This is a genomic window from Intestinibaculum porci, assembly GCF_003925875.1.
Lineage (GTDB): Bacteria > Bacillota_I > Bacilli_A > Erysipelotrichales > Coprobacillaceae > Intestinibaculum > Intestinibaculum porci.
This window is the reverse complement of record NZ_AP019309.1, coordinates 2,037,471-2,052,054: the sequence shown is the minus strand read 5'-3', so window position 1 is coordinate 2,052,054 and position 14,584 is coordinate 2,037,471. Positions and strand designations below refer to the sequence as shown.

Below are 14,584 nucleotides of genomic sequence, written 5' to 3'. Positions count from 1 at the left end.
ATGTAAATTTTAACATAATTGAGTATAATAAGGAGACAAAGGGGAATCATTATGCATGAAATATTAGAATATTTAAAAGAAACAACCGATACCTATGAACATCGGATTCACTATTATATTATCGAAGGTTTTCGCTGGCTAGCGATTTCCTTAGTGGTCGGCGTGGTCTGCGGCGTGGTCGGCTCACTATTTGCGCAAAGCGTCACTTATGTCACCACTTTAAGAATGGCGCATCCATGGTTATTGTACTTTTTACCGATTGCCGGGATTGTAACTGTCTTTATGTATCACAGCTTTAAAGTATCTGGCAAAGGCACTAATGACATTATTGATGCGGCCAGAGAAGGGGAAAAATTACCTTTCTTACTTATTCCAGCTATCTTTATCGGCACCGTTTTAACGCATTTATGTGGCGGCTCTGCCGGCCGTGAAGGGGCAGCTTTGCAGATTGGCGGCGATTTAGCCAATGGTGTTGGCCGTCTCTTTAAACTCAATAAAAAACAAATGGGGATCATTACCCGTATCGGGATGGCAGCCTTCTTCTCGGCGTTATTTGGAACGCCCGTCGCGGCAGCCGCCTTTGGGACGATGATGATCAATGTTGGCTCCATTTCCTATATGGTGATTTTCCCCGGCTTAATCGCTAGTATCTTAGCCTGTGATCTCTCATTGCGTTTAGGCGCGACAGCCGTGCGCTTTCCGTTGCACATTCCAGCTTTTCACTCCCTCATGAGTGTTCGGGTCATCATTTTATCTTTAGCCTGTGCCATCATTTCTGTCTTCTTTATTAAGATGCTCTATTTAGGGCGTTATTTATATGGTCGTTATATAAAAAATCATTATATCCGTATTATTGTCGGCGGCTGTCTGATCATCGCCTTAACGACGCTTTTAAAAACGACGGATTATAATGGTGCGGGGATGAATGTCATCGGGGAAGCGATGAAGGGGCATGTCCATCCCGCCGCTTTTTTCTGGAAGATATTATTTACCAGCATTACCCTGGAAGCGGGCTATAAAGGCGGAGAAGTTGTTCCTTCCTTCTTTATCGGTGCAACATTTGGCTGCCTGATGGGGAAATTACTAGGTATTCCCGCTGGCTTTGGCGCCGCTTTAGGGATGGTCGGTGTCTTTGGCGCCGCTACGAACTCGTTTCTAGCGCCGGTCTTTTTAGCGGTAGAAGTTTTCGGCGGTGATGGCATCCTCTATTTCGCCCTTTGCTGCATCATCTGTTACATTTTCTCTGGCTATTCAGGACTTTATTCGAGTCAGCGCATCATTTATTCAAAACTGAATGCCTCACGTATCGATGCGTCGCCTAATACTTATCATACTGGGGATCGAGGTGATCTGGATTGAGTTTATTAGAACGTTTACGGAATCGTCGTTATGATGGCAATGCTTTGATTCAGGATGTTCTTAAAACGATCGATGAATCGCATAACTATGTCAAAGTCCGTTTTACCCCGGAATATGTCAATCTCGAATACTGGGTGAAAGAGCCGGAAAAAATGGTTACGGAATTGAATTTCTATTTCAGTGATTACAATCTCAAAAATGTCAAACAGCCGACATCCGTAGAAATGCGGAACTATGTCTTTACCCATATGGCCTTACGGGAACATCATTGTGCCTACAATGATGAAGCCTGGCATAGCTATGAATTTAGTGAAGTGGTGCCATGTATTTATCCGAAAACCCGTTAATACATTAAACATTCTTTAATAAATCGCAAGAAAACCTAAAAATTTCTGGTCACATAAGATATAATATCTCCTCAGGAGGGAATTATTGTGAGAAAGAAATGGATAGGTTTTTTTATTGTCTTGTCTTTAATGTTTGGTCTTAATATCGGACCGGTTCATGGGGCAGGCACGAAATGGGTGAGCGGTTTTAGTACCAATCAAAAAACCGCAAGCACTTATGATGTCGATGAAGAAGGCGCTGGTGTGGCGATCGATGGGACCATTCATGTCCAAGGCATTGAAAAAGATGATGATGGTTATGCCTATGCCTGGCAGGCTAGCAATGATGATGTCACTTTATCAGATCCATCAGCGAAAGATGTGGATGTCAAAGGGGTTAGCGTTGGGGATGTTACTTTAACGCAGACAATTTATCAGCCCCTTGCAACATCACAGACACCAAATAGCAGTTATCGTGAAGACACGGATGCACCGTTTGCTTTAAATCTCAGCAGCGTCGTTATGATGCCCAATGATACGGTGACTTTAAAAGCCAATAAAACCGTTACTTGGTCATCATCTGATGAAAACATTGTTAAGGTAAATGCGGGACAAATGACAGCTATAAGTATTGGTCAGGCGGTTATAACAGCAACTGATGCAAGTGGTCAAAGTGTGACATGTCATGTCATTGTTGGCGGAAATGTGGTGGAAACCCATACGATGAATCTGACCGTCACAAATCCGCAGCTGCATGACGTACTTTATGCGATTCAGTTTTATGAAGCTAATTACGGCACGCTCCAAATGGAAGGAGCCAGCAGCGAAGGGGCTGAAAGAGTTATTTATGGGACGAGTAATCCCAATGTCATTTTAGACGAAGAAGGGAACTTCCGCGTGTATAAGAACTTAGATGCAGATCTTTATGCTTATGTTGATGGCAAACTGTTAACGGCGAAGATGAAGATTACGCATCCGATTCCCGCTTCTTTAAGAGATACGATCTTAAAGAAGGGTATGTCAAAAACGATCAATCCGCTTCGCTTTAGCGGTTTGACAACTGTTGATGTGAGCGGCACTTCAAATGATGCCTTAACTTTTGATCAGAATGTTGTCACCGCCAATGATTATGGTAAGTTATCAACGATGATTACCGGTGATAATGCCAGCTTTGTCCGTGATTTCTGGTGCGTTAATGATACAACCTACAATATCATGAAACAGGCTTTTAAGATCTATGATCAGAAACGTCACTACTCTCAGCCAAAGAGAACACAAAAACGTTATGTGGATTGTTCAAGTTATGTTTGGCGGGTGTATAAACAGGCTGGCTTCACCTTAGGATCAAAGTATTATCCGCCAACCGCCGCCGAAGAAGCGCGCTTCTTAAGTAAGAAGAAACGTTTATCAGCGCCCACGAAAAGCCGTATTGATGCTTTAAAACCAGGCGATCTTTTATTCTATTCTTCAAAGAAGAATGGTCGTTATAAAAACATTACCCATGTGGAGTTATATGTTTCTTCAGGGGCATCATTAGGAGCGAGTGGTCCTTATTACGGGGATGAAGGCGGCTGCGTGGCTCAGGGCACTTCGGTCAATTCAAATTTAGTTGCTATTGGTCGTCTCTATGATGAAAAGACGGATAGAGCGCCACGTGCTTCAAAAATTAAAAGCATCAAAGCTAAGAAAAATAAAGTAAAAGTTTCATGGGCCAAAACACTAGGCAGCGGGGTCACTTTACAGCTTTCACAAAGCAAAGCCTTTAATAAAAAGACGAAAACAATCAAAGTGTCGCGCTTGAAAACGTCCTCGACGATTGCTTATACGACAAGCAAGAAGGTCTATGTGCGACTCCGCGCTTATAAAGCAGGAGTCGGCAGAACGTATTATTCCTCATGGTCAAGCGTGAGACGGGCGAAATAAACAGTCAAGCGTGAGACGGGCGAAATAAACTTGACAAACAAACACAATTTGATATGATGAAAGAGCGTTGAACAAGAGAAGTACGCATTGGAAAAAGCGTAGAGAGCTAGCGGGTGGTGCAAGCTAGCGGGGACTGATGCTGAATACACTTGGGAGCTGCTAAATGCAAAGTTTAGCCGGAGAACATTCTTCGTTATCAAAGAAAGTGCGTACAGACATGTACGAATAAAGGTGGTACCGCGAGAATTCGTCCTTTGGGAGGAATTCTCTTTTTTATTTATAAGGAGGAAAGCAATGGGTATTTACGAGGAACTGGAATGGCGAGGCTTGATTAAAGATGTCTCATCTCCAGATTTAAAAGAAAAATTAAATAAAGGCGGCATGACATTCTATATTGGAACGGACCCAACGGGAGATTCTTTACATATTGGTCATTTCTCTTCATTTTTGATTTCGAAACGTTTAAAAGAAGCTGGCCATCATCCGATTTTATTAGTGGGCGGCGGCACTGGTTTAATTGGTGATCCAAAACCTAATGCGGAAAGACCAATGATCACTTATGAACAGGTCGAACATAACTTTAACTGTTTAAAGAAACAGGCAGAAGATATCTTTGGCTTTGAGGTTGTCAATAACTATGACTGGTACAAAGATATGAACTTCATTGATTACTTAAGAGATTATGGTAAGTATTTCAATGTCGGCTACATGTTAAATAAGGATATTATCCGTCGTCGTTTAGATGAAGGGATTACTTATGCCGAATTCTCTTATATGATCTTACAGGCGATGGACTTCTATGTTTTACATCGTGATCATGGTGTCAACTTACAGGTGGCTGGTCAGGATCAGTGGGGCAATATTACGGCTGGGATCGAATTAACCAGACGTAAATGCGGTGATGAACTGTATGGTTTCACCATGCCATTATTAACGAAGAGCGACGGTACAAAATTTGGTAAGTCAGAAGGCAAAGCCATCTGGTTAGATCGTGAAAAGACTTCACCTTATGAACTGTATCAGTTCTTTATTAACTCCGAAGATGAAAAGGTCATTGATTACCTGAAATTCTTAACGTTCTTACCAAAAGACGAAATTGAACGTTTAGCAGAATCAAATCGCACAGAGCCACATAAACGTGAAGCGCATAAAGCCTTAGCACGTGAAGTTATTACCTTCTTACATGGGGAAGATGCTTATAAAGAAGCCTTAGATGTCTCACAAATGCTCTTTAGCGGTCAGATTCGTGACTTAAGCTATGATCAGGTGAAATCATGCTTCTCCAATGTCCCTAGCGTTGATGTCGATGAAGATTTAATGATCCTCAATGCCTTAGTCAAATGCGGCGCCGCTTCTTCTAACCGTGAAGCACGTCAGTTCGTCAAAGGCGGATCAGTGATGGTTAATGGTGAAAAAGTGACCGATGAGAAGTTCGTTGTCTCGAAAGAACATGCTTTTGGCAATAAAGTTACTGTCATCAGACGTGGTAAGAAGAAATATTTCGTTATTAATCATAAGTAGTCGTGGAGAAATCCACGGCTTTTTGGTATGATGGAACATGGTGAGAAAAATGAATGGACTATTAATTATCAATAAACCCAAAGGCATGACATCGCATGATGTCGTGAATATCGTTAGAAAAACCTTACATACGAAAAAAGTCGGCCATGCCGGGACCCTTGATCCTGATGCAACGGGCGTACTAGTGGTTTGCGTCAACAAAGCGACTAAAGCGCTGCAGTTTTTAACGGCCGAACATAAACAGTATATTGCGACCTTATCACTTGGCAAGGCGACGGATACTTATGACGCTAGCGGCACGGTGTTAGAAGAAAAGCCGTTTACTGGCTATGCCGATTTAGAGGATGTTTTGCAGAGTTTCATTGGCGAGTCGATGCAAAAGCCGCCAATGTATTCAGCAATTAAAATTCATGGCAAAAAGCTTTATGAATACGCGAGAGCGGGTGAGCATATCGATGTACCGGCAAGACCGATTGCAATTCAAGATATTCAGTTGTTAAAAGAAGAAAACAATGAGATTACGTTTCAGGTCGATTGCTCAAAAGGTACTTATATTCGCTCTTTATGCGTTGATATCGCTAAGAAGCTGGGTTATCCCGGCTATATGAAAGATCTCATACGTACACGCAGCGGGGACTTTACGATTGATCAGGCGATCACGTTAGAAGATTTAGCGGCCGGACGTTATACGATCATGCCGTTAGAAGAGGCTTTTGCATCAATGGATCGTCTTATTTTAGAAGATGAAAGCATCGCCTTGAATGGCAAGAAAATTCATCAGAACATTGATCATCAGGTGGCTGTTTATAATCAGAAAGGACAGCTGTTAGCGATTTATGGGCCTGATGGCAAGGGCCAGTTAAAAAGCTTAAGGGGGCTATTTTAATGGAAACGGAAACCCTTAAGTTACATGAAATAAAACAAAGTACACAAAATTATGTCGTAGCGATTGGTTTTTTTGATGGTCTGCACTTAGGCCATCAGGCGCTGATTCGGGAAGTCTTAAAAGTGGCGAAAGAAAAGTCTTTGATGCCGGCTGTAATGACTTTTCCTAGTCATCCTTTAGCTGTTTTAAATGGTGTGAAAACCACTTCATTAACATCGCTAGCGGATCGTCTTGATCTGTTAGAAGCGATGGGCATTGAAAAAGTCTTCCTCATTGATTTTAATAAAGAAGTGGCAGCGCTGAGCGCGCAGGCTTTTATCGATGCCTATCTTATGCCAAATAATGTCAAACATGTGGTTGTCGGTTATGATTTTCGCTTTGGTGATCACAATAAAGGGGATATTCATGATTTAGATCATCAGTCGTTTGCCTTAAGCGTTGTCGATCCCATTATGTATAACAAAGAAGAGAAAGTCTCTTCGACTTTTATTAAAAACCTGTTAACGCAAGGGCATATTCGTGATGCCAATCGTTTATTAACGCGTCCCTTTACAATTAAAGGGGAAGTCATTCATGGCAAGCAGCGAGGCCGTCTGATGGGGTATCCAACCGCAAATGTCGATTATGATCACTACTTTGTCCCCAGACGCGGCGTTTATGGCGTAAAAGTAAAAGTCAAAGGACAAACGTATGACGGTATGGCTAATATTGGTCGTAATCCGACCTTTGATGATATTTTTAAGGACTCATTAGAAATCTATATCTTTGATTTCCAGGATGATATTTACGGCGAAATGATGGATGTGTATTTCTATGCTTTTACCCGTCCGGAAGCGGTTTTTAAGAATATGGAGGAATTAAAAGCCCGGTTAGACGCCGATGCTCTTGAAGTACGGGAATTAATGAAACAATTTTAAGAATAAGTAGTGAAAGTCTAAAAAACTTTCACTCTTTTTGTTTTCATGAAAGCAATTTCATTTTATAATAATCATGTCAAAAAGGGACAGGGTGATGTTATAAAGTCACAAATATAAAAAATAAATGTGACAGATTATATTATGTGACACTTTACAAGATCTTTTGAATTTGATACGATCGACGATGTACTTTTTTGAGGAGGTGAAAATCATGGATGAGAAAATGTTAATGACATTAGGTTTAGAGTTTTTTGAAGCTTTACTTTGCATGGGCTATGCGATTTTTACTTATGCCACGCTGCAAAAGAAGGATGAAGGCCGTTATCTTTGGCGCAGTTTACTGAATAATGCCATACTTGTGTCTTCAGAAGCGATTTTCTCGATGTATCGCACTCTTCCCAATCAAGTCAGTCATTTGTTTACAGTGGTCTCGCTCTATATCATTATCGTCACTCAATTTGTGATTTTTCACCTGATCAATCGTTATATTTCAATGCGCTCTCGTGATTATAAAGGCATGCGACTCATAGATGGGATACTCGTTGCCTTATTCGGGCTATTAATAATGAATCCCATTCATGAGCTCTATTTTCATTACACCCCAAATCGTAATTTAGTGCTGGGGGTTATGTTTACCATCAGTATCGGCATGGCAACGCTGATTTTTCTGTGGAGTATGCTTAAGATGATGATCAACTATCGACGCTTTCAGAATTTCTGGTGGATCGTTTTAATGTTTTCATTAGCGCTGCCATTGATCGGCTTACTTTATGAGCTCTCTACGGGATATTTATTATGGTTCCACGTCCTTAACACGGTGGCAACGATTAGTGTTGTCTCGGGCTACATGATTCTTAATCGCCAAATGCTAAGAGAGCGCTTGACATATCGCATCCATCAGCGAAGGAGGAAACATGTATGAGAAGACTCCAAAATAAAATGCTGCTGGTGATGATTATGGGCATTTTGATCTCTTCACTAGTGAGTGGAATGATCTTTACCTACGCGACGCGCAATACTATTAACTATGATAGCCAGCAAATTCTTAATTTAAAAGCCATACATGCCAGCTCTGAGCTGTCGAAAAAGATTTTGATGTGTGAAAACAATAATGAGTTGATGGCCGGCTTTATTACCAAAACGATTACAACGATCAGCAATGTCACAGACTATCACTACTCGGCGGCAGATATTGATAACTGGAATGGCTTAGCCTGGAGTATGGTGGAAGATACACAGGATATTTCAGCGATTGGCTTTCATTTTAATCCCTCATTTATTCATCGGAAAAATGCTGGGTTTCTGATTTCTTATAATAATACGACTGGCCGGATGGAAAATTTATCATCAGATTATGAGGATAGCTTGAAGCCGCGCACTGAGGATGGTTTTCTTTCTCCTTACGCCCAAGCTGTTTTAGCGAAGAAAACAATCTGGACTGTCCCTTATTACAATAAGATTAACGGCATCTATTCGATCACGAATGCAAAGCCGATTTATATTAATCATCAGCTTGTTGGTGTTGTTTTCTGTGAATTAGATTTTGATCGTATCGCCAATAATACCAATAGTATTTCGCTTTATGAACATGGCAAAGCGATCTTAACGGATCGCTATGGGCAACAGCTCAATTATGGCGGGGCGATGGTCAATGTGCCAAACAGCTTTATGAAAAAAGTCGCTAAACAAGGGAATTATGAAGCTTTAGTGAAGCTTAATGACACCCAGACATATCTGCATGCCCGTCGGGTAACTGATAATATGTATATGATTGTCACCGTACCGCAGACAGATGTTTTAGCAGCGCGTAATCGCACGATCTTTACCGTTTTATTCTCGATCATTTCACTTTCCGCGGTGTTATGTTTAATTGCGGTGACGATGGTCAATAAGCTCTTTAGAATGGCCTGCAAGGATTCCTTAACCGATGCCAGCAATAAGATTTCTTATCAGGAATACCTGAAAGAATTAGAAAAACGCATTGCTTATACGCATCGCAGTTATGGGGTCGCCGTCTTTGATATCAATCATTTAAAAGCAGTCAATGATGAGCAGGGACATATGGCCGGCGATCAGCTGATTCGCGATGGCTATGAAGTCATCCATCTCTGCTTTCCAGAGGATGAAGTTTTCCGTATTGGCGGAGATGAATTTGTTGTTGTCTTTGATGATCCTGATTTGAAAAAAACACGTAATAGTGTTGAACGCTTTAAACGCATCATGGATAAGCGGGCACGAGATTTTGCCTCTAGCAGTCAGGTTGTCGTTTCCTGCGGTTATAGTGAATGGCAGAGGGATGAACATTATCGTGATGTCTTTAAACGGGCAGATCATGATATGTATAAAGAAAAGGCCAAATTCTATGCTTATAACCCGCAAGTGGACAGGCGACGTTAAAAAAGTGAAAAAGCCGTTGACTTTAAGGCTTAAATCCTTATAATAATGCTTGCGGCTATCACTAGGATGAACGCACCTCCGGTCGTCCACCTTGGGATACGCTAAGTTGATAGAAAGTGGAGGATTAAAAATGTTAACTAAAGAAGAAAAAACAGCTATCATGAAAGAATATGGAAGAAAAGAAGGAGATACTGGTTCGGCAGAAGTACAGATCGCATTATTAACTGCAGATATCAATAAATTAAATGATCACTTCAAAGCTCATCCAAAAGATCATCATGGTAACCGTGGTTTATTAAAGAAAATCGGTCGCAGAAGAGATATGTTAAGATATCTTAAAAATGAAGACCTTGACCGTTATACAGCATTAGTTGATAAACTCGGCTTAAGAAGATAATTTATACAGGGGAACATTGAATGCAATGTTCCCCATATTTGTATGAATGATAGATTTTATTGTGGTAAATTGTGCCACGGGGCACAATTGTGAGGAGAGAAAATGGCAAAACAAGTATTTACAACAGAATTCTTTGGCAAGAAACTGACTGTTGAAGTCGGTGAGCTTGCAAAACAGGCCAACGGCGCCGCATTAGTGCGTTATGATGACACCGTTGTCTTATCGACAGCCTGTGCGGGAAAGGAACCAAAAGATGTGGACTTCTTCCCATTAACCGTAACGTATGAAGAAAAAATGTATTCCGTTGGGAAAATTCCAGGCGGCTTTTTAAGACGTGAAGGTCGTCCAAGTGAACACGGCACCTTAACAGCGCGTATGATTGACCGTCCAATCCGTCCATTATTTGCGGATGGCTTCAGAAATGAAGTACAGGTCGTTAACACCGTTTTATCGGTTGATCAGAATGCCTCACCAGAAATGGCTGCAATGTTAGGGGCAAGTATTGCTTTATGTATTTCGGATATCCCATTTAATGGTCCAATTGCTGGGGTCAATGTTGGCTACATTGATGGTGAATATACAATCAATGCCGGTCCAGAAGCAATGGAAAATAGCGAAATTAACCTTGAAGTCGCTGGGACAAAATTCGCAATCAACATGGTGGAAGCTGATTCTAAAGAAGTCTCTGAAGAAGAAATGCTGGAAGCGATCATGTTCGGTCATGAACAGATCAAGAAACTGATTGCCTTCGAAGAAGAAATCGTCACGGCAGTCGGCAAAGAAAAGATGGAAATTCCACTATTCTCATTAGATGAAACCATCGTTCACGATGTCACTGAAGTAGCGAATGACCGCATGAAAGCAGCTATTTCTATTCCTGGCAAATTAGAAAGATACGATGCTATTGATGCTTTAAAGGCTGAAGTTGTCGCATCTTATGAAGAAAAAGATTACGAAGACTTTGCTGCGCATGATAACACTATTAAACAGGTAAAGATGGTCTTAGATGACTTAGAAAGAGAAGAAGTGCGTCGTCTTATTACGGAAGAAAAGATCAGACCTGATGGTCGTAAAGTAGATGAAATTCGTCCGTTAGATGCCCAGGTTGACTTATTACCACGCGTGCATGGTTCCGCTTTATTTACCCGCGGGGAAACGCAGGTATTATCAGTCGTCACTTTAGGGGCGATCTCTGATGAACAGAAGATTGATGGCTTAGGCAACGAAACCGAAAAACGCTGGATGCATCATTATAACTTCCCACCATATTCAGTTGGTGAAGTCGGCCGTATGGGGGCCCCAGGTCGTCGTGAAATCGGTCATGGCTACTTAGGCGAAAGAGCCTTACGTCAGGTTATGCCAAGCGTTGAAGAATTCCCATATACGATCCGTGCGGTTGCGGAAGTTTTAGAATCTAATGGCTCTTCTTCACAGGCTTCGATCTGCGCTTCTACAATGGCTTTAATGGCTGCAGGTGTGCCAATTAAAGCGCCTGTTGCCGGGATCGCTATGGGCTTAGTGACTAAAGGTGATAACTATACCATCTTAACCGATATCCAGGGGATGGAAGACCACTTAGGTGATATGGACTTTAAAGTCGCCGGGACGACAAAAGGGATCTGCGCCCTGCAGATGGATATTAAGATCGATGGGATTACACGTCAGATCTTAGAAGAAGCATTAGCCCAGGCTAAGAAAGCGCGTGCTCAGATCATGGAAGTTATTACTAACTGTATCCCTGCACCACGTGATCATTTATCACCATATGCCCCTAAATATGCGACCATGCGTATTGCCGTGGAACAGATCAAAGATGTTATCGGTAAAGGCGGCGATACAATCAATGATATCATCGCTAAGTGTGATAATGTATCGATCGATATCGATGAAGAAGGTTTAGTGACAATCTATCATTACAATCAGGATGCCATCGATCGTGCTAAGAAGATGATCGAAGACATTACCCGTAAAGCCAATGTCGGTGAAATCTATGACGGGAAAGCTGTCCGCGTAGAAAATAACTATGCATTCATCGAATTATTCCCAGGGACAAACGGCTTCTTACATGTCAAAGACGTCGCTTGGGAACGTACTGAAAAAGTATCTGATGTCATCAAAGTGGGTGATATCGTGAAAGTTAAAGTCACCCAGATTACCGATAAAGGTGTGAATGTTTCTCGTAAGGCATTATTACCAAGACCCGTTAAGAAACATCATGACCATAAAGAAGAAAATAAGAGCGAAGCATAAGATTATGAGTAGAATTATTCTGGCGAGTTCTTCGCCACGAAGAAAAGAACTGATGGCACGGGAAGGCATCGACTTTATCGTTGATGCAGCCAGCATCGAAGAGGTGTTAGATGAATCTTTAAGCGTTGAAGAACGCTTAAAGAAACTCGCTCTCGATAAAGGCATGCCGATTCATGAAAAATATCCGGATGATGTGGTGATTGCGGCTGATACAACCGTATATCATCATGATCAGATCATCGGTAAAGCGCATTCCCGTGAAGAAGCTAAAGCGATTCTGACATCATTATCCAATGATCGTCAGATCGTCTATACTTCTGTCGCTATTTTCTTCCCTGAGGAGACCTTAAACTTTATTGAAAAGACGACCGTTGTCTTTAAAGATATTACCGACAAGATTGATGATTACCTCGATACCAATGAATGGGTTGGGAAAGCAGGGGCTTATGCAATCCAGGGTAAAGGTGATCGTTTGATTGCGAGTGTTGATGGTGATATCGATACGGTCATTGGCTTACCAGTTAAGAAGATTAAAACGATTTTACAAAATCATCATGTTTTATAAGAGAATCCACAAAGCGATTCTCTTTTTTAGTATGGAAACGCAAATTTTTGAATAAGTTTCTTTTTATTTTGTGAAAACGTTTGTATAATAAGAATAGCGAGGTGAGGTACTTTATGTCACAAACAGAAAGTTTCAATCATATGCTGGTAAAAAAAGGCATACAGCATCAACCGTTACCGGTGACTTTATCAAGTTTGGAAGATGATCTTCAAATGATTGAAGATTCTTTATTAAACGGCGCTTTTGATCAGGCTAAAGCCTTTGCCCAATCGATATTAGATGCTGATCCCTGCAATCATCAGGCTTATGCTTATATGGTTTTAATTGATCGTCAGATGCATTCTTTTGATGAACTCTTAGAAGCAGGGGAAGCATTAGATCGTGATCTTAATTATAAGAAAGCTGTTTATTATGGAAATCAGGAACTTGCTCATTTCAATGCGCTCATTAAAGAGAAGATCTTTAATGCTTCATTAGAAAAGATCTATTATCAAAGCATTTATGCTTATTTAGAACAGGATTACTTCACTTGCAAAGTCAAATTGGCTGCAAAACTCAAAGAAGCGCAGATGTTTGGTTATACTCATGGCTCTTTTTATGAAAAATTAATACTTCTTAAAAATGCGGCAGATACAAAGTATGCCGCGCAGAAAGAGGAGTATATTAAATTTTACCGTGATGAACTCACCAGTTTTGTTTATTTTCGCAATCTGCTTGTCGATATTGATTTCAAGTATGATACAAGTTATAGCCGTGATTTAGAAAGAATTATTGAGTGTCATCATCGCTATCTTAAAGAGATCCATCAGGGGCATTTTCATAAGAAGCGTTACGATATGAATTATGAAAAAGAATGCATTATGAATGATATTCAAAAGCTCATTGATGGCTATGCGGCTTTGGATCAGGAAAGATATGAAGAAGCTTATAAACTTTTTCGTCAAATGGGAGACTGCTTTCATGTGGATGAAATCCGCAACCAGGCGAAACGTTTAAGTAAATTGCAGGAACGTTATCATTATGCGCTCACTGCCTATAAGGAAGCCCGTTATTATCGTGCGCTTAATGCCTTTAGCCTCTGCTTAACCTATAAGGATAGCGCACAGTATTATCATCAGATCAAAGATATTCTTATTACGAAAGCAATCTTTCTCGTTAAGATCGTGGCCTTGATTGATCTATGCTTTTTTATGTATATGCTTTATTCGAATATGCCAAAGTAGGAAAAAAGGACTATAATGAGGATATAGGAGGCGATGATATGAAAAAATTATTCGCATTCACTTTATCTTTGGCTATGATGGTGGTGCCAGTTTATGCGCAAAGATCACTTTATCAGGTGGGAAAAACATCGTATACCAACATTGAGCGAGCTTTAGAAAAAGCCAATGACAAACAAAATATTGTGGTAAAAAGTGATATCACGAAGCCGAAAGACCTCACTTACAGTCTTAATAAAAAAGTCACGATTGATGGTCAAAAACATCGATTTACCAGCAAAAAGATCACTGTTTATAAAGGTCAGATTACCCTTAAAAACAGCTATCTCAAAGCATCGATTATTACCGTGAATAAAGGCGCAAGTTTAACATTGGAAAAGAGTCATGTCCAGGCGGTGATTATTAATCATGGGACCATTTCTGGTGATGCGGCGACGCTTAAAGCTAGCAAGATTGAAAATTTTGCGAAGATGACAATGATTAAAACGACGGTTAATGGAAATATTTATAATCTTAGTCAGTTACTTATTAAAAGCGGCACTTATCAAAACATTGTGCAAAACAATGCCCCTAAAGCGTTATTAACAATTAAAAATGGAACCTTTAAAGAATTATCTGTTTATAGCGGCCTTGTCAATATCAGCGGTGGCAATTTTACCGGTGAAACTTCATTCTATCAGGAAAAAGGGAAAGTCAGCGGCGGCACATTTAATGTCGACCATCTCACAAACTATGCCGATGGCATGCAAGTGACCGGCTCAAATTTAAAATCAATTGTGATCTCATAGAGATATGGATTTTTTGTCCATATCTTTTTTTATTT

General features: G+C 40.7%; 13 protein-coding genes and 1 other annotated feature. All 13 genes read left to right on the top strand.

The window, feature by feature from the left end:
* Window positions 1–51: 51 nt before the first annotated feature.
* The 13 genes from SG0102_RS09895 (at window position 52) to SG0102_RS09835 (ending at window position 14,549) form a co-directional block, all read left to right on the top strand.
* Window positions 52–1,359, top strand: a complete 1,308-nt coding sequence (locus SG0102_RS09895) for a chloride channel protein (protein ID WP_125119770.1) — start codon at window positions 52–54, stop codon at window positions 1,357–1,359.
* Window positions 1,356–1,706: a hypothetical protein gene (locus tag SG0102_RS09890; RefSeq protein WP_125119769.1), complete on the top strand. Its 351-nt coding sequence runs from the start codon at window positions 1,356–1,358 to the stop codon at window positions 1,704–1,706. The genes SG0102_RS09895 and SG0102_RS09890 overlap by 4 nt, the downstream gene beginning before the upstream one ends.
* A gap of 87 nt (window positions 1,707–1,793) precedes the next feature.
* Window positions 1,794–3,608, top strand: a complete 1,815-nt coding sequence (locus SG0102_RS09885) for an NlpC/P60 family protein (protein WP_125119768.1) — start codon at window positions 1,794–1,796, stop codon at window positions 3,606–3,608.
* A gap of 58 nt (window positions 3,609–3,666) precedes the next feature.
* Window positions 3,667–3,866, top strand: a binding site (T-box leader).
* A gap of 36 nt (window positions 3,867–3,902) precedes the next feature.
* Window positions 3,903–5,129 carry a tyrosine--tRNA ligase gene (tyrS, locus tag SG0102_RS09880; RefSeq protein WP_125119767.1) on the top strand — a complete coding sequence of 409 codons (1,227 nt, stop codon included), beginning with the start codon at window positions 3,903–3,905 and terminating at the stop codon, window positions 5,127–5,129.
* A gap of 49 nt (window positions 5,130–5,178) precedes the next feature.
* A complete protein-coding gene (truB, locus tag SG0102_RS09875; RefSeq protein WP_125119766.1) occupies window positions 5,179–6,015 on the top strand; it encodes a tRNA pseudouridine(55) synthase TruB in 837 nt (278 codons plus the stop codon).
* Window positions 6,015–6,932 (top strand): riboflavin biosynthesis protein RibF, encoded by a 918-nt coding sequence (gene ribF, locus SG0102_RS09870; RefSeq protein WP_125119765.1) that lies wholly within the window; start codon window positions 6,015–6,017, stop codon window positions 6,930–6,932. Before truB ends, ribF begins: the two co-directional genes overlap by 1 nt.
* A gap of 211 nt (window positions 6,933–7,143) precedes the next feature.
* Window positions 7,144–7,854: a hypothetical protein gene (locus SG0102_RS09865; protein ID WP_125119764.1), complete on the top strand. Its 711-nt coding sequence runs from the start codon at window positions 7,144–7,146 to the stop codon at window positions 7,852–7,854.
* Window positions 7,851–9,329, top strand: a complete 1,479-nt coding sequence (locus SG0102_RS09860; RefSeq protein ID WP_125119763.1) for a diguanylate cyclase domain-containing protein — start codon at window positions 7,851–7,853, stop codon at window positions 9,327–9,329. The genes SG0102_RS09865 and SG0102_RS09860 overlap by 4 nt, the downstream gene beginning before the upstream one ends.
* A gap of 130 nt (window positions 9,330–9,459) precedes the next feature.
* Window positions 9,460–9,726 (top strand): 30S ribosomal protein S15, encoded by a 267-nt coding sequence (rpsO, locus tag SG0102_RS09855; protein ID WP_125119762.1) that lies wholly within the window; start codon window positions 9,460–9,462, stop codon window positions 9,724–9,726.
* Between the two features lie 102 nt (window positions 9,727–9,828).
* Complete coding sequence (pnp, locus tag SG0102_RS09850) at window positions 9,829–11,976, top strand: polyribonucleotide nucleotidyltransferase (protein ID WP_125119761.1); 2,148 nt, start codon at window positions 9,829–9,831, stop codon at window positions 11,974–11,976.
* 4 nt (window positions 11,977–11,980) lie between these two features.
* Window positions 11,981–12,541: a Maf family protein gene (locus SG0102_RS09845; RefSeq protein ID WP_125119760.1), complete on the top strand. Its 561-nt coding sequence runs from the start codon at window positions 11,981–11,983 to the stop codon at window positions 12,539–12,541.
* Between the two features lie 113 nt (window positions 12,542–12,654).
* Complete coding sequence (locus SG0102_RS09840) at window positions 12,655–13,764, top strand: hypothetical protein (protein WP_125119759.1); 1,110 nt, start codon at window positions 12,655–12,657, stop codon at window positions 13,762–13,764.
* Window positions 13,765–13,802: 38 nt separating this feature from the next.
* Window positions 13,803–14,549, top strand: a complete 747-nt coding sequence (locus SG0102_RS09835; protein WP_125119758.1) for a hypothetical protein — start codon at window positions 13,803–13,805, stop codon at window positions 14,547–14,549.
* Window positions 14,550–14,584 lie beyond the last annotated feature (35 nt).